The sequence below is a fragment of the Peribacillus sp. YIM B13477 genome (assembly GCF_042787955.1).
Classification (GTDB): Bacteria; Bacillota; Bacilli; order Bacillales; family DSM-1321; genus Peribacillus; species Peribacillus frigoritolerans.
In genome coordinates this window covers 131213-147305 of record NZ_JBHZPD010000009.1, presented here as the reverse complement: position 1 = coordinate 147305, position 16093 = coordinate 131213, and the positions used below count along the sequence as shown (strand labels likewise).

Below are 16093 nucleotides of genomic sequence, written 5' to 3'. Positions count from 1 at the left end.
CTGTGGAATGATACGTTTAAGATGTGTGCTTTTTTTGCACACTTTAATTCTGTCTCACTACAAAAAGATTACTTGTCATTTTGAGACAGTGAATTTTGTATTTTTATAACTTCCTATAATTTATCTTATGTTGACTATTGAAATTGTAAACTACGAAAAGGGCAATCCCTTGGAGGAGAGACTGCCACTACATCCTTTTTACCACCCTTACGTAAAACGTGTATCTGTTTTTCCTCAAAATCCAAGTTTCGTAACCTTAAATTGGATAACTCATTCACCCGGATGCCGCTGCCTAAGAAGAGGAATATTCTTTTTCTGAATTCACACCATATAATCCTATTAATTCAATAATATTGGAAGGGAATGAATATAAAGGGGATGAATTTATTAATACTTATGCGCCTTATTTTTTTTATTTATGGAGGTTTTTATTCATCCTTGATTTATCAAGCTTTGTTCTGTACTATAAAAAGTGCATAAAAGCAATAGCTTTTATGCACTTTTTAAGTATCAATTATAAGTTTTTGAGGGTTAGTTCTTATAAGGTTTATTTCAAGAGAACATAATTATTAGAAAACATATCTGGTATATATTCTTCTGAAAAATCCATTTATGGCTTTACAAATACGGTTTTAATAGAAGTGAAAAACTCAATTGCAGCTTCTCCTTGCTCACGAGAGTGGGAGCTAGATTGTTTCATTCCCCCGAATGGGGCTTGGAGTTCAACTCCAGCAGATTCAGCATTAATACGTACGAGACCAGCATCCATCTCATTAATAAAAGAAAGCATGTGACCAATATTTTTAGTGAAAATAGAAGCACTTAGTCCAAATTTCACGTCGTTTGCAATTTGTAATGCTTCTTCTAAAGTCTCAACCTTGATAAGGGCAAGCACTGGTCCGAAAATTTCCTCTTGGGCAATAGACATTCTATTACTTACATTTTCAAAGACAGTAGGTTCCATAAAGAATCCATTGACTAATTCATCTTCCTCCAAACGTTTACCGCCATAAATCAATGTCGCGCCCTCTTCAATTCCTTTCTTTACGTAAGAAAGTACTGTATTCAACTGGTTCTCACTTGCACATGGCCCCATCCATATATCTTCTTTTAAACCATTCCCAATTTTTATTTCCTTTATCTTTTCAATAAGTTTATTTTTGAACTGCTCGTAAACTTCACTTTGTACGATTACACGGCTTGTAGCTGTACATTTCTGTCCCGTAGAACGGAGGCCTCCACTAATAGTTGCTTCTACTGCCTCTTCTAAATCGGCGTCATTGGCTACAATGACAGGATTCTTCCCACCCATTTCTAACTGATACTTTGCACCACGCTTTAGAGCTCCTAGCCCAATTAATTTACCAACCGCATCAGATCCTGTGAATGTAATTCCATTAATATCCGGGTGGTTAGTAATCGCCTGACCAATGACAGACCCAGGGCCTGTCACCATATTAATAGTACCCATTGGAAGCCCTGCCTCGTCAAAGCATTCTATTACTTTGGCTGCGGTTACTGCGGCTTCTTGAGCTGGTTTAAGAATAACAGTATTTCCATAGATGAGTGCAGGCGCTATTTTCCAGATGGGGATTGCCACTGGGAAATTCCAAGGTGTGATAACGCCTACAACTCCAAGGGGAGCACGAGTAGTGAACATCAGTGCTTCAGAATCCGATGAGGGAATCACATCACCTATTTTTCTCATTCCTTCTCCTGCATAATAACGAAGGATAGCGACACCTCTAGCTGTTTCCCCTTTTGCTTCCAGAAATGTTTTTCCCATTTCACGAGTCATCGTTTCCGCAATTTCATCAATACGTTGCTCGAGTGCATTTGCGACCTTATACAAATACTCTCCACGGGCAGCACCAGATAGCTTCCCCCAGAAAACTTGAGCATCCTTCGCAGCAAGAACAGCGTTATCTAAATCTTCTTTTTCAGACTGTTGTACAAAACCGATGATTTCATGACGATTGGCTGGATTGATACTAGTATCAACCTTTTGAATAGAAGCAGTTACCCATTTACCATTGATATAGTTTAAATACGTTTTTACGTCAGTTTTTACGTTCACCTTATATACCCCCATATTCCTTGAAACAGTTTGCTTAATCCTGAAACATTGAATGCCAAAGTCTTTATTGTAGTTAATTTTATGGTTTAGTTGGAGAACTCTCGTTAACTAGTGTTTTTCCAAGAATTCAATGAGTATTTTTCTGCATGATTAGTGTGTTATCGGTTTTGCTCAAACTAATATGTGTTTTGGTAACTTTACACAATTTTTCAAGACACCAATACTAGAGACTTCAATTTCAATCTCATCGCCATCTAATAAGGTAAAGTCATTTGGTGGAATTATACATGTACCAGTCAATAATACAGTACCGTCAAAAATTTCGTTGTCGCGTATGAGGAAAGATATTAATTCATCAAATTTTCTTTTTAACTGGCTAGTATTCGCTTTTCCCCCTACTTTAAGCTCGTCATTGCGGTAGATTCGACATGTGATGTCAAAATTGTAGGGATCTTCCACGGACTCTGCAAGGATAATTGCCGGTCCAATGGAACAAGAATTTTTCCACATTTTTGCTTGTGGTAGATAAAGAGGGTTCTCTCCTTCAATGTCACGACAACTCATATCATTTCCAATCGTATATCCAAGGATTTCACCATCTCGATTAATAACAATGCCCACTTCTGGCTCAGGAATTTGCCAATTAGAATCACTACGTATGTAAACGTCCTGTCCTGGACCAACCGTACGAGCAGCCGTAGACTTAAAGAAAATTTCTGGCCGTTCAGCCTCATATATCTTGTCATAGAAAGTAGTTGCATCAAGCTTTCCACCTGTTGCTTCATAATTACGTGCATCGCGACTACGCTCATATGTAACACCGGAAGCCCATACTTCTTCAGCTTCAATAGGAACAAGTAACGATAAATCTTCTACAGAGTATGGAATAGGCTTTGACTTGGAAATAGTAAATTCTACAAAAGAGAGGGGAGAAACATTTTGTTCGTTTGCCTGTTGGATTAATTCAATCAATCCTTCTTGAGGAAGAGGGTATACTTTTCCCTCATTTGTAACAGCTGCTAGAGTTGCTTTTGAATGCTCATTTAAATATCGGATAATACGCATAAAAATAGCCTCCTAATGTTTTATATTATAAAACTGAGTTTTCATATATAGACAAAAGAGAAGGGAACCATCTCTATGAAATTGGTATCCCATTTCCCATTTGTTCTGATAATTGGAAAGCCGCCTGTTCCAGTTGTTCAATAAAAGTTTCTAGCTGAGCCTCATCTATACGAGCTATAAGTGTAGAAAGGCTAATAGCTGCAATAACTTTATTCTCATGATTTCGAATAGGTGCTGCAATACAGCGAACACCTGGCTCGTTTTCCTGATTATCAACTGCGTACCCTTGAGATTGAACTTGTTGAAGCTCACGCAAAAATTCAGATTCACCTGTAATGGTATATTCAGTTTGTTTAAAATAGACATATTCATTTAGAATTTTTTTAATTTCTTCCTGATCTTTAAAAGCTATTAAAGCTTTACCAACAGCGGAGCAGTGAAGTGGAATTCTTTTCCCTATTTTTGAATAAAGAATAACAGCCATAGGGCCTTCAACTTTATCAATATAAACTCCCTCTTTGCCGTCTAGTATAACCAAGTGGGCAGTCTGTCCGGTTTTTACCGATAAATCCATTAAGTATTTTTTTGATAAATCTCTAACGTCTAAAGACTGAATAACATAGTTTCCTCTTTCAAAGAGCTTCATTCCCAAACCATACTTCCCATTCTCAGGATTTTGACTGATATAGCCATGATTTAAAAGCGTTTTCAATAAAGAATGAACAGTGCTCTTATGAAGTCCTAACTGATTACTTATATCTGTTATTTTCAATTCTGCTGTATGTTCGTCAAACAAATCAAGAATACGAAGAGCACGATCTACCGATTGAATAACAGGCATGGATTTCACCTACTTGTTTTAAATTATAAAACTTGTTTTTATTATTACAAACATTCTTACAATTCAAATATAATACTAGTTTTTTAAAAATGTCAAGAAACATAATTAAATACATGGATTTCCTTTATCCAAAGAAAAATTATAAAGAATTCATTTATCATTCTCATTCTACAAAGCGAAGTTATTAAGTCATACAATTATCTACGTAAGATTTATAGGAGTTAATATCTGTACAAAAACTAGTATTTTTTTAGAATTATACCCTCTGTTGTTTTAGATTCCTTACGTAGATATGAGTAAAATATAGAGGTTTATTGTAAATAACATGAAATCCTACTCTATAATTAGCTTCGGAAAGTTGATTGACTTTTCAGAAAAAATGTGATTATTTTAAATGGCAACCAAAGTTCAATATAGATGAACTGTGTTTTATATTATAAAACTAAAGGAGAGGTTTTTATAGAGTATACAAGATAAACAGTCCTAAGAATATTCAATATTTCAGATTATAAAAATCGAAATAGCAGTAGGCAAGCATGATAGTAAGTGCTATAAATATAGGTCAAAAATTAGCAGTTAATATGTGAGCAACATAATTATATTTCTTTTTTTGAAATAAAAAAATCTTATTAACGGAGGAATACATATGTCATTACAATCGATATTTGGCGAAGAGGATGTATCTTTTTACAAAGTTCAAACTCATTCAAAAGGGGCAGATGGTTCACTCCCACTTACATCAGAAATGTTGCTAGATTCACCAAGTGGTGACCTTTTTGGATTATCCCAAAATGTTGGAATGGGATGGGCACCTTCAAACCTCCTTGGAAAACAAGTTCTAATCCTCGGTACTCAAGGTGGAATTAGGAATCATGATGGTACTCCAATTGCGTTAGGGTATCATACTGGCCATTGGGAAATAGGTTTATTAATGAAGGCGTCAGCTGAAGAGATTAGTAGACAAGGAGGGGTTCCTTTTGCAGGATTCGTAAGTGATCCATGTGATGGTCGTTCTCAAGGAACTACCGGTATGTTTGATTCCCTTCCTTTTCGAAACGATGCAGCTATAGTTTATCGAAGATTAATTCGATCATTGCCTACGCGTCGTGCAATTATTGGGGTAGCTACGTGTGATAAAGGTCTTCCAGCCATGATGGTAGCTCTAGCGTCAATGCACAACTTGCCAACAATCATTGTCCCTGGAGGTGTTACTCTTCCACCTACAAATGGAGAAGACGCAGGAAAGATTCAAACAATTGGGGCAAGATACGCAAACAACGAAATTACTTTACAAGAAGCTGCTGATCTCGGATGTCGTGCTTGTGCTACACCGGGAGGAGGATGTCAATTTCTTGGTACAGCTGGCACCTCCCAAGTAGTTGCTGAAGCTATTGGAATGGCCTTACCTCACTCGGCACTAGCACCTTCAGGTCAGCCAATATGGATGGAGATGGCTAGGCAATCAGCACGTGCAGCTTTAGAGTTGGAGAAGAAAAAGATCTATACCAAAGATATTATTACGGATAAAGCGATAGAAAATGCTATGGTGATTCACGCAGCTTTCGGAGGTTCAACAAATTTATTACTTCATATCCCAGCAATTGCTCATGCAGCTAATTGTAAGATACCCACTGTTGAAGATTGGACTAGAATCAATAAGAAAGTTCCTCGCTTGGTCGATGTACTACCAAATGGTCCTGTTGGTCACACAACCGTTAAGGTATTCCTAGCAGGTGGGGTTCCAGAGGTTATGCTCCATCTAAGAAAATTAGGTGTGTTGCATGAAGATGTACTAACCGTTACTGGAGAAAGCCTTGGTGCAAACCTCGATTGGTGGGAAAAATCAGAAAGACGTACAATGATGAAAAAACAATTATTGGAAATTGATGGAATTAATCCTGATGATGTTATCATGGATCCAGTCAAAGCAAAAGAAAAAGGTCTAACCTCTACTGTTACATTCCCGAAAGGAAATATTGCTCCTGAAGGATCAGTAATAAAATCAACATCCATTGATTCATCTGTAGTAGGAGAAGACGGAGTGTATCGACATACAGGAAAAGCTAAAGTCTTCACTTCAGAAAAGACAGCTATAAAAGCTATTAAAACAGGGGGTATTGAAGCAGGAGATATAATGGTTGTTATGGGCGGTGGTCCTTCAGGAACCGGGATGGAGGAAACATATCAACTAACATCGGCATTAAAACATTTGTCTTTTGGCAAACATGTCTCCCTGATTACAGATGCGCGTTTTTCGGGTGTTTCTACTGGCGCATGCATTGGACATATTGGACCTGAGGCATTGGCTGGGGGAGCAATTGGGAAATTGCGTGATGGAGACGTTATTGAAATCATTGTTGACCGCAATCAGTTAGTGGGCTCCGTTAATTTTGTTGGAACTGAGAATGAAAGACTTTCTTTAGAAAAGGCAACTAAAGTCTTGAAAGAACGTGACCTTCATCCAGACCTCAAACCGGATCCTGGTCTTCCAGATGATACTCGTTTATGGGCTGCGCTTCAATCAGTAAGTGGAGGAACCTGGCGCGGAAATATCTATGATACAGATCGAATTATTGAAGTTCTAAATGCGGGAGTAAAAGCATTAGGTGAAGAAAAAACACTAGTTCAAAATTAATCTATAATTGCGCAACTTTAAAGCACATTTAAGACCTTACTTTTTAAACTTAATCGTTTATTATCCCATTTTATTAAATAGTAGTGCACGCTAAATTTTGTAATTGCTTCAAATGAAAGCGATTACTATATTTCGTTTTTTCAAATATCTACACTTTATGACTAGTAAACAAAATAGCATAAGCACCCTAGAGTTACTTACTAATTAAAATATAGGTTCGGTCTTTTTTAAGTTGAGCAAATAGAAATATTTTAATTATTTTTTTGGAGGTTTATTATGCCACTACTTATCGTAGCGATTGGGATTATCCTGTTGCTAATTTTGATTACTGGATTCAAATTAAATACATTTGTTTCATTAATTATTGTATCTTTTACTGTATCTTTAGCACTAGGAATGCCGCTTGAAAATGTTGTTGCATCGATTGAAGGTGGATTAGGAGGTACACTTGGTCATATAGCTTTAATATTTGGACTTGGTGCAATGCTTGGTAGGTTAATTGCTGATGCAGGAGGAGCCCAGCGTATTGCAATGACCTTAATTAATAAATTTGGAGAAAAAAGAATTCAGTGGGCTGTTGTAGTTGCTTCGTTTATTGTGGGTATAGCACTATTTTTTGAAGTAGGGTTAGTTTTATTAATTCCAATTGTATTTTCAATTGCGAAAGAATTAAGAGTTTCTATTTTGCACCTAGGTATTCCTATGGCTGCAGCCTTATTAGCAACTCATAGTTTCTTACCTCCACATCCAGGGCCAACAGTAATAGCTGGTGAATATGGTGCAGATATTGGATTAGTTTTACTTTACGGTATTATTGTCGCAATACCAACCGTCATTTTAGCAGGCCCTCTATATACTAAGGTGGCTAAAAAGATTGTACCTGATGCATTCAACAAAACAGGTAATATAGCTTCTTTAGGCGAACAAAAAACATTCCAGCTTGAAGAAACACCAGCTTTCGGTATAAGTGTATTGACTGCAATGTTCCCCGTTTTATTAATGGCTATATCTACAATTGTTGATATGATTCAAAAATCAATTGGATTTGAAGGGAGTACATTATTAGAAATTGTTCGACTTATAGGAAACCCTTCTTCTGCCATGTTGATATCTTTAATTCTTGCATTCTATACAATGGGAATAGCAAGAAATACTTCAATAAAAGAAGTGATGGATTCTTGTACGTCATCAATTGCTGCAATTGGTATGATGCTATTAATTATTGGAGGTGGGGGTGCTTTCAAGCAAGTACTAATTGATGGTGGTGTAGGGGATTATGTAGCAGAATTATTTACAGAAACTTCAATGTCACCGATCATACTTGCTTGGTTAGTTGCTGCGATATTACGGTTATCTTTAGGATCAGCCACAGTTGCAGCTATGTCCACTGCAGGATTAGTAATTCCAATGTTGGCTCAATACGATGTTAATTTAGCCTTAGTAACTCTTGCAACTGGGGCAGGCAGCTCAATTTGCTCGCATGTTAATGATGCAGGATTTTGGATGATTAAAGAATATTTTGGGTTAAGCATGAAGGAAACGTTTTCAACATGGACAATACTTTCCACTATTACTTCTGTAGCGGGATTAGGGTTTATTTTATTATTAGATGCATCCTTAATTATCTCTATAGCAGTAATAATTCTCATTAGTATAGTAGCAATATATTTCAGTATGTTTGACCGATCTAAGGATAAAAGAAACGCTTTGGGGGATATAAAGGCATAAAACCGTAAACGAGGGGACGGTTTACGACCAGTTATAAAGTCTATTTAAATAAGATTTAGAAGTTGATAACCTACTATTATGTAGATAATCAACTTCTTTTTTTTATAATGTATGGATGAAAGTGTCTGTTGCAACTCCTTCAACAATCTGTTATTGAAGGTAGAATCGGGAAGAGCAAACTTACTTGCCGGAGGATCACGCCTTAAGAGGGTGTTTTTTTTAAAGACATCGATTTGGAGAAAAAAGGGTCAGTTTGTCCGTACTATATCAATGAACGTTTTGGTAATTTCGTAGCGTCCAATATTCTCGAGCGTGCCTTAAGGCAACAATGCCAAATCAAAATGCTTCACAGACATGACAGAATTTCATCTTTACGGTGAGAAGGTGCCATAATTCCAATAACCAAACATAAGCGCCCCCAATAAATATAAGAATTAAATCTTCATTTATTGTTTTGTATTTCATTTACCACCATTTCTTTCTTTTTTTTAGCTATTTACGTGTCTTTGCTTTCTGACTAGGTTGGGATATTCATGATATATATGTCTACTAGTTTTACCCCTTGGGTGAAGTGGATCAACAAAAAAATAAAAAAAATCAAAACAATGCTAAGGAAAAAATTACAAAATGTTAAAATTTTAATATAATTACATTATTCAGTTAATTTGGTTTTTACACTAACCTTGATTGCTAGGGGACATTGGTTCTTGTCTACTAACATAGCAAGGGACCAAGCAAACACTTTGAAAATTTTGGACATGGGAAAACCGTTTGTAAAAGGCTTTAATACCTTAAGGAGGAGAAAAAGTGAGTCGAACGAAAAGCATCATTTCACTTAAAAATATTACCTGGAAGCGAAATGGAAAGCTGTTATTGAATGGGGTTTCATGGGAGGTCCAAAAAGGGGAACATTGGGCACTTCTAGGACTAAATGGATCAGGGAAAACATCTCTTTTAAAAATGATTACAGGTTATCAATGGCCGAATAGTGGTGAAGTGTCCGTTTTAGGAAATCTTTTTGGGAAAACGAATATTCCTGAACTGCGGAAATCCATCGGCTGGGTCAGTTCCTCATTAGATCAGGAATATCAGTCTCGCCCAAATGATACAGCACTTGAAGTAGTTTTAAGCGGAAAATTTGCTTCAATTGGATTATATGAGGAATTTACAGAGGATGATGTGAAGAAAGCAAAAGCATTACTTGACCAATTCAGAATCAAACTTTTGTCTAACCAATCTATCCACACACTCTCTCAAGGTGAAAAAAGAAAAGTAATGATTGCAAGAGCCCTCATGTCTTCACCGCAATTATTAATCTTAGATGAGCCTTGCAATGGACTGGATATTTACTCTAAAGAAGAGCTGTTAGCATCTATTGAAGATATGACTGCTGCACCGAACGGCCCAACCATTTTATATGTTACACATCATATTGAAGAAATCGTACCATCTATAACCCATGCTATGTTAATCAATTCGGGGAACGTTATGGATAAAGGAGAAAAAAGGGACGTATTAACCGAATCATTATTGGAAAAGACCTTTCGTGTCCCAGTCAAAGTAGAATGGGAGAATGAGCGTCCCTGGATCCGGATTAAATCCCTGTTATTTTCTGAGAAAAAATAAACCTAATATGCTGAAGAGTAAAGTATAGCGTTCGTAATGGTAAAACTACAAGGTGAATATAAACTTTCCATGGAGGCCTAATTAAATAACTGGATTTAGTGAGGGCATAATAATAGTCGTTAGGACATCTTAATTATACCAATATGAAGAATGGTAGGTGTCTCTATAAGGTAGTACTATACTTTACTTGGCATTGTTATGTGCTCTCAAACTAAAAAGGCGAAGATTAGAAATCTTCTCCTTTTTTAAATTCTTTTCACGATAATTTGTTCTTCTCTCTCCCATCTGTTTTGCGGCCTTTTTAGACTTCTCCTGCCCAGGGTTTGTATATAGTGCAGCCGTTGTGGTTGAATTATGACCAAGTTGAGTCATCAACAAATGAATATCTCCTGATTGGTCCATTATATTCGTCCCATAGGTTTGCCTAATTTAGTGTAGGGACTTGGAATTATTGGACTTAAAGGCTTTCGTGTATTTCTTTACTAAAGCCTAGATGGCGCGGTTGGAAGAGGGGGACTCCATTATTCACCCTAGTCAAGAATACATAGGCCGTATCATCGTTTGATCCCCTATAACGTTCAGTTCGCACTGCTAGGTAATCTTTTATATCCTGCATAGACGGAGGAGAGACTGCCACTACATCCTTTTTTCCACCCTTACGTAAAACATGTATTTGTTTTTCCTCGAAATCCAAGTCTCTTATCCTTAAGTTGGATAACTCATTCACCCTGATGCCACTTCCTAAGAAGAGAGATAAGATTGCAAAATCACGTTCCTTGTCCCTTTTAAAATATATGAGTTTTCTGGACTTTTCAGGTAGCTCCTTTTCATAGTCATGCTTCACGAATTCAAGAAAACGAGCATCCTCATCATAAGGTAATAAGACATCATCAGGTAAATTAGCTCTTAAACTTTCAAGTATGGCACACATCCATAAACGTGGTGATAAATGGGCTTACAACGAAAGCTCTTGCAAAATAAGGGATTGCAAATAGTAAAAAGTATGGAATACCATTAAAACAATAAAAGATAAAAAAGCTTGATTACATCAAGGTGTAGGGTTTACCATCTATATAACTCGATAAAAATTATGCTGTAATACTAATGAAAGATAAAGGCAAGAAATAAAATAAAAGTAGGGCAGCGTTAGAAAGATAATTAAAATAGGGAGTCCTTAATTTACTTAATTTACTCCCTATTTAGCTTTTTACTATTTAAAGTTAAAGTTCCAACTAGATAAGTCATCCCCACTATCTACAGGTTCGTGCTCTATATGAACTTGTTTAGTTCTATACAACCGGCTACTTACCCATGAAGCTTTATCTTGATTAAATAAACAATAATTTTTCCCATTTTCTAATGCACTACTGTATGCAAGACCTTCAAATTTAAGATGTTTTGCTAACTCCGCAACATATTGTGTAGGTAAATAATTAAAATACTTTGTTTCCTCTTCCACAGGCTTTGAGAGTTCCATGTTTACTTTATTGGTTAACGAATAAAGCTCAAATTGCTTAAAAAGCGTCTTGCCGTGGAATGTAGCATTTTTAAATGAAGAGATCCGGATATTGTCTTCAATTTTCACATTAGCAACGGAAACCTCCTTTCCTTTATAAGGTCTTACTTCTGCAATTGCAGTTTCTAAGTTTTCAGCTAAATATAGATAAGGAATTCCTTTTGGATTAATTCTTCCCTCAGAAGCTAAGTGTTTGGGAGGATTCATGATTTGGTCGTCTTCATATGGTAAACTGTCGCTATTCTCAACCTTTCCAAGTCTCGCACGAAAAAGAGTTTCTCCTGCGTTTAAATTCATTTCATTAGTTTGGAGTATTTCAATAAGTGATTCCTTTAATTTATTGTCAATTCCGAAACCGAACCGATTACCATGTTTAATATTTTCTTTGAAGTCATTCCAAATGTTGATTATATTTCCCTGTAACGTGACGCTAAATTTCCCATCAAGTTTTTCTCTGCCTATGGATTCGCGAAATAATTTGTATAATAGATCTTTCGTAGATGTAGGCGATAAAGAATCACTCAACAGGTCGATTTGTTTGGTGAAGAACCTTTCTAATTCGAAGCCTAAATCATTGGGGTTAAATCTATCGGCAAAAGTGAAAGGAAGATTTTCATCAAAAAAGATATCTTGAACATCAAGTGTTCGAACGTTTTGAGATGTACAAAATGAACAGTTATTAATTATCCCTTTTTCTTGAATATGTTTTTTAAAAGGTTCATAGTTAAAACAATTTTCACAGCAAACTTTCATCGAAAATATTCCTCCTGCACAGTAAATTGGATTTTTTACCTTTTCTCACGACCAACTTTTACTTTCAATCTACTTATCTACTTCATTTATTATACAACTTAAAATTTACAAACAAAAACCACTTAAAATAGTATTTTTAATTGCCTACTATGAGTGTACTCAAAATTTACAACGTGCTTTTGTGTTATTGTAACATTGTGTTATAAAAACAATAAATAACTCTAGTATGGATTTTTACTTGTTCAACTAACGGGGCAGATTAGTTCATTAAGGAAATGTGATTTCATGTTAAAATATGTAAGTAGATAATACATATAATAAGATAAAACTCACAAATGTTGGGAGGGTTAGCCTTGTTTACTTCAGTTCTATTTATCTATTTTCCTATTGCTATTTCATTACTAAGTATTTGGGGTTTGTTTTGGGTAATCAAGAACAAGAGAAAGATATATTTCTCCATTGGTTCTTGTGAATTTAGGTATCATAACGCATTTTGTTGGTTTGAAGTTAATTAGGGGATTTGCAGGAATGGGAGTAAGTATGGTAGGTGCTATTATACTTGGAATAAGCCTAATAATCTTAGTTTTAATAATAATTACGGATTCAAATAAGAAAAGAAAATTGAAAAGAACCATTTAATTGATTAATGATGTTCTTCTTAAACAAACGGGTGCTTTAGTTCATTAAGACTTATTTTTAACACCGTCCGAATAAACGGAACAAATAGGTGGGTGCAAATATGGATAGACGCAAAAAAAATAAAAGAGATACATATAAAATTCAGCATGAGTATAGAAAAAAAATGAGAAAAGAAACAAATAATAAAGAGACTAATTTAGAAATGATGATTGTTGCTATAATTTTTTTTATATTAGTAATAGCAGCATGGATATTTTCTCTAAGTTGAAAGGGTTTCATAAAAACTTTAATCCTTGTTGAACTAACGGGTGCGTTAGCTGAAGATCGGAGCTGTCTTTAAGGCAGCTCTTTTTCTTATGGCACTAACGGGGCAGGTTAGTTGAAGATTATGGTAACATTTGTACTAACTGAAAGGGGGAAATTAGGTATGAACGATAAAGAGAAAATCTATTATGAACGAGGAACGGAGGAACTAAAATTAAAAAATATTCGTGCTCATAAACTTGTTCAAGAATTTAACAATAGTGCTATAGAAGATTTCTCAAAAAGAGAAGAAATAATAAAGAATTTGTTTGGTACTGTAGGTGTTGATCCTAGTATTGAACACAATTTCCATTGTGATTTGGGCTACAATATCCACGTTGGCGATAATTTTTATGCTGGCTATAACTGCACTATTTTAGATATGGCAGAAGTTAGGGTTGGTGACAACTGTATGATAGGCCCCAATGTAGGGATATATACGGCTGGTCATTCAATCGAACCCAAGGATAGGAACAAGAGTGGATATGGAATACCAATTATAATTGGAAACGATGTATGGATTGGTGGAAGTTGCATAATCCTGGCTGGAGTCACGATTGGAGATAATTCAATCGTTGCTGCTGGCTCTGTTGTTACAAAAGATGTTCCTGCCAATACAATAGTGGCTGGAAACCCAGCAAAGATACTAAAAAGTATTTAATTTTCCAGTTGTCCTTTGTTGAACTAACGGGTGCTTTAGCTGAAGATCGGGGCTGTCTTTAAGGCAGCTTTTTCTTATGGCACTAACGGGGCAGGTTAGTTGAAGAACGAGTATGGATTTTTATGGTAAAATAAACTTAAATTATTTTCATTAAGGGGTCTACTTGCAATGAAATTAGATGATAAAAAGAAAAAGGTACAAATGAAATACAGAGAGGAAATAGGGGAAAAGAAAGAAGTTGGAAATCACAGTAAAAAAATGCTTGTTATTGTTACTACAATTATTATTATTCTAGTGGCATACTGGGCAAACTCCGTTCTTTTTAAAGTCTTTTAACTGTTTATTTTAGCTGATTCTGGTGACATACTGAGGACGATTTATTTCAACCTGAAATCCCTAGATAAATTAGGAGTTGTTTATATGTTTGATGTTGCATTGTTATTTATTATTGCTTTTGGTGGAGGAATTATTGCTATTATAGGTTTCTTCGTTATATTGGCTCGAAGGATTTCAGAACCGAAGAAAGCACTTCAACAAAGAATAGGTAATCTCGAAGAAGAGGTTTGGAAATTAAAAAATCAAAAATAATAATTTAGCTTCTAACAGGTGCATTACTTTAATAAGGAAGGTTGCTGAGGCAGCCTTTTTCTTATGGTACTAACGGGGCAGCATTCCTGTTAGAAGGATGTTCGAGGTCTTGAAAGAAAAAGAGCCCTCTTGTATGATGCATGAGTGTCAACGACCATTGACCCAGCATCAAACAAGGAGGACTTCTCTATGCAGTTTAAATGGAATGAAAAAATTAATCAAGTTACTGAAAATACACTCGTTGTTGGTATGGATATTGCCAAGCGTGTTCATTACGCTTGTTTTGTTGATGAACGAGGGCGCGTGATAAAAGCCTTCGCAGTTCATCAATCAAAAGAGGGCTTTGAACACCTGTATGAAAAGATTCGTCAAACGATGAAGGAAGCTAAGAAAACAGAAGTAATTGTTGGAATTGAGCCAACAGGCCACTACTGGATGAACCTAGCGAATTTCTTAGATCATTACGGCATACCACTAGTCATGGTGAATCCAATGCATGTCAAACGATCGAAGGAACTGGACGATAATTTACCGACAAAGAACGATAAAAAAGATGCATTAGTCATCGCTCGTTTATTGAAAGATGGGCGTTTTAGCTATCCACGTTTATTAAAAGAAGTAGAGGCAGAACTTCGTATCGGATCTACTCTTCGTTCAAAGTTAACGGAAGATTTAGCGAGTATTAAAAATCGAATCATTCGTTGGCTTGATCGTTATTTTCCCGAGTTTACTCCAGTCTTTCCGGCTTTCGGAAAGATGGCTCTAGCTACATTGGAAATGACTCCGTTGCCGCAGGATATCGATGGAAAAAGTGCTGAGGAGCTTGTCTTTCTTTACCGTAAGGTAAAGGGAATGAGAGCCCCACAGCTACCAAAAGCAAAGCTACTCATTGAAGCAGCGACGAATTCAATTGGACTGACAGAAGGGACACAGATGGCCCGACATGAAATTGCCACGCTCCTGCGTCAGTATCGCTTACTAGAAAACGAAATTGAATCTGTGAATAGTCAATTATCCGAAATGGCCCAAACAACTATGGAATATGAGCTGCTGGCTTCAGTTCCTGGATTAGGAGATGCAACCATTGTTGATTTGCTTTCAGAAGTTGGAAGCTTTTCACTTTATGAAAATCCACGCCAATTGATTAAACTAGCGGGATTAACATTACGTGAAAACTCATCTGGTCAACATAAGGGACAAAAACATATCTCCAAACGAGGAAGAAATCGACTTAGATATATTCTTTTCAAAGTAATAGTACCACTCATTCGTCACAACGAGGGGTTTAAACAGCTTCATGAATATTACACAACACGCCAACAAAATCCCTTACGTGGAAAGCAATCGATGGTGGTACTCTGTGGTAAATTGTTGAAAGTATTGCATGGTATTTGTAAAAAGAAAGTCCATTTTAATGAGCAGAATATGATGAAGGATCTCTACTGCCTCTCAGAGGCAGCGTAAGCATTTCAAACTATCGATTTATAACAAGAAGGATGACACGGAGAAGCCAGCAACTTTACTAAACTAAGACCAAGAGTCCCCGGGGCAGCTTAGCAGGCCTCTGCCTTATGAATAGACCGAACGAAGGAATGTAAGCGCAAATGACGCTAAGAGACATGGGAGGGTACGTCATCATAAGTTTCGCAGAGATCTATTGT

At 36.2% G+C, this 16093-nt stretch carries 14 protein-coding genes; 8 read left to right on the top strand and 6 right to left on the bottom strand.

The features are described from left to right. Positions 1-610 precede the first annotated feature (610 nt). The 3 genes from gucD to ACFX4H_RS22430 form a co-directional block, all read right to left on the bottom strand. Positions 611-2077 (bottom strand): alpha-ketoglutaric semialdehyde dehydrogenase GucD, encoded by a 1467-nt coding sequence (gene gucD, locus ACFX4H_RS22440; RefSeq protein WP_377436268.1) that lies wholly within the window; start codon positions 2075-2077, stop codon positions 611-613. 171 nt (positions 2078-2248) lie between these two features. After that, a complete protein-coding gene (locus ACFX4H_RS22435) occupies positions 2249-3142 on the bottom strand; it encodes a fumarylacetoacetate hydrolase family protein (RefSeq protein ID WP_377436267.1) in 894 nt (297 codons plus the stop codon). Between the two features lie 73 nt (positions 3143-3215). Continuing rightward, a complete protein-coding gene (locus ACFX4H_RS22430) occupies positions 3216-3983 on the bottom strand; it encodes an IclR family transcriptional regulator (protein WP_106027858.1) in 768 nt (255 codons plus the stop codon). A 646-nt stretch (positions 3984-4629) separates the two neighbouring features. Here ACFX4H_RS22430 and ACFX4H_RS22425 point away from each other — a divergent pair. The 3 genes from ACFX4H_RS22425 to ACFX4H_RS22415 all read left to right on the top strand — a co-directional run bounded on the left by ACFX4H_RS22425 (position 4630) and on the right by ACFX4H_RS22415 (position 9972). Next, complete coding sequence (locus ACFX4H_RS22425; protein ID WP_377436266.1) at positions 4630-6618, top strand: YjhG/YagF family D-xylonate dehydratase; 1989 nt, start codon at positions 4630-4632, stop codon at positions 6616-6618. A 276-nt stretch (positions 6619-6894) separates the two neighbouring features. Next, positions 6895-8346: a GntP family permease gene (locus ACFX4H_RS22420; protein WP_377436265.1), complete on the top strand. Its 1452-nt coding sequence runs from the start codon at positions 6895-6897 to the stop codon at positions 8344-8346. 807 nt (positions 8347-9153) lie between these two features. Beyond that, on the top strand, positions 9154-9972 hold the full coding sequence (locus ACFX4H_RS22415; RefSeq protein WP_377436264.1) for an ABC transporter ATP-binding protein: 819 nt from the start codon (positions 9154-9156) through the stop codon (positions 9970-9972). Between the two features lie 183 nt (positions 9973-10155). Here the strand turns inward: ACFX4H_RS22415 and ACFX4H_RS22410 are convergent, their stop codons facing one another. The 3 genes from ACFX4H_RS22410 to ACFX4H_RS22400 all read right to left on the bottom strand — a co-directional run bounded on the left by ACFX4H_RS22410 (position 10156) and on the right by ACFX4H_RS22400 (position 12241). Continuing rightward, positions 10156-10374, bottom strand: coding sequence for a hypothetical protein (locus ACFX4H_RS22410; protein WP_377436263.1), 219 nt, complete (start codon positions 10372-10374; stop codon positions 10156-10158). A 55-nt stretch (positions 10375-10429) separates the two neighbouring features. After that, on the bottom strand, positions 10430-10903 hold the full coding sequence (locus tag ACFX4H_RS22405) for a tyrosine-type recombinase/integrase (protein WP_377436262.1): 474 nt from the start codon (positions 10901-10903) through the stop codon (positions 10430-10432). A gap of 279 nt (positions 10904-11182) precedes the next feature. Further along, positions 11183-12241 carry an RES family NAD+ phosphorylase gene (locus tag ACFX4H_RS22400; protein ID WP_377436261.1) on the bottom strand — a complete coding sequence of 353 codons (1059 nt, stop codon included), beginning with the start codon at positions 12239-12241 and terminating at the stop codon, positions 11183-11185. A 739-nt stretch (positions 12242-12980) separates the two neighbouring features. Between ACFX4H_RS22400 and ACFX4H_RS22395 the strand changes: the two genes are divergently transcribed. The 5 genes from ACFX4H_RS22395 (at position 12981) to ACFX4H_RS22375 (ending at position 15896) form a co-directional block, all read left to right on the top strand. Next, positions 12981-13148 carry a hypothetical protein gene (locus ACFX4H_RS22395; protein ID WP_377436260.1) on the top strand — a complete coding sequence of 56 codons (168 nt, stop codon included), beginning with the start codon at positions 12981-12983 and terminating at the stop codon, positions 13146-13148. Positions 13149-13307: 159 nt separating this feature from the next. Next, positions 13308-13844 (top strand): sugar O-acetyltransferase, encoded by a 537-nt coding sequence (locus ACFX4H_RS22390; RefSeq protein ID WP_137024809.1) that lies wholly within the window; start codon positions 13308-13310, stop codon positions 13842-13844. A gap of 168 nt (positions 13845-14012) precedes the next feature. Then, a complete protein-coding gene (locus ACFX4H_RS22385; RefSeq protein WP_264896849.1) occupies positions 14013-14180 on the top strand; it encodes a hypothetical protein in 168 nt (55 codons plus the stop codon). Positions 14181-14264: 84 nt separating this feature from the next. After that, on the top strand, positions 14265-14432 hold the full coding sequence (locus ACFX4H_RS22380; protein ID WP_377436259.1) for a hypothetical protein: 168 nt from the start codon (positions 14265-14267) through the stop codon (positions 14430-14432). Between the two features lie 189 nt (positions 14433-14621). Beyond that, on the top strand, positions 14622-15896 hold the full coding sequence (locus tag ACFX4H_RS22375) for an IS110 family RNA-guided transposase (RefSeq protein ID WP_377436258.1): 1275 nt from the start codon (positions 14622-14624) through the stop codon (positions 15894-15896). Positions 15897-16093 lie beyond the last annotated feature (197 nt).

Excerpts from the sequence above, each read along its gene's own strand:
- ACFX4H_RS22375 (WP_377436258.1), top strand. The coding sequence starts at position 14,622 with ATGCAGTTTAAATGGAATGAAAAAATTAATCAAGTTACTGAAAATACA.
- ACFX4H_RS22420 (WP_377436265.1), top strand. The coding sequence starts at position 6,895 with ATGCCACTACTTATCGTAGCGATTGGGATTATCCTGTTGCTAATTTTG.
- ACFX4H_RS22400 (WP_377436261.1), bottom strand. The coding sequence starts at position 12,241 with ATGAAAGTTTGCTGTGAAAATTGTTTTAACTATGAACCTTTTAAAAAA.
- ACFX4H_RS22390 (WP_137024809.1), top strand. The coding sequence starts at position 13,308 with ATGAACGATAAAGAGAAAATCTATTATGAACGAGGAACGGAGGAACTA.
- ACFX4H_RS22380 (WP_377436259.1), top strand. The coding sequence starts at position 14,265 with ATGTTTGATGTTGCATTGTTATTTATTATTGCTTTTGGTGGAGGAATT.
- ACFX4H_RS22405 (WP_377436262.1), bottom strand. The coding sequence starts at position 10,903 with ATGTGTGCCATACTTGAAAGTTTAAGAGCTAATTTACCTGATGATGTC.
- ACFX4H_RS22395 (WP_377436260.1), top strand. The coding sequence starts at position 12,981 with ATGGATAGACGCAAAAAAAATAAAAGAGATACATATAAAATTCAGCAT.
- ACFX4H_RS22430 (WP_106027858.1), bottom strand. The coding sequence starts at position 3,983 with ATGCCTGTTATTCAATCGGTAGATCGTGCTCTTCGTATTCTTGATTTG.
- ACFX4H_RS22410 (WP_377436263.1), bottom strand. The coding sequence starts at position 10,374 with ATGGACCAATCAGGAGATATTCATTTGTTGATGACTCAACTTGGTCAT.
- ACFX4H_RS22435 (WP_377436267.1), bottom strand. The coding sequence starts at position 3,142 with ATGCGTATTATCCGATATTTAAATGAGCATTCAAAAGCAACTCTAGCA.
- ACFX4H_RS22425 (WP_377436266.1), top strand. The coding sequence starts at position 4,630 with ATGTCATTACAATCGATATTTGGCGAAGAGGATGTATCTTTTTACAAA.
- ACFX4H_RS22385 (WP_264896849.1), top strand. The coding sequence starts at position 14,013 with ATGAAATTAGATGATAAAAAGAAAAAGGTACAAATGAAATACAGAGAG.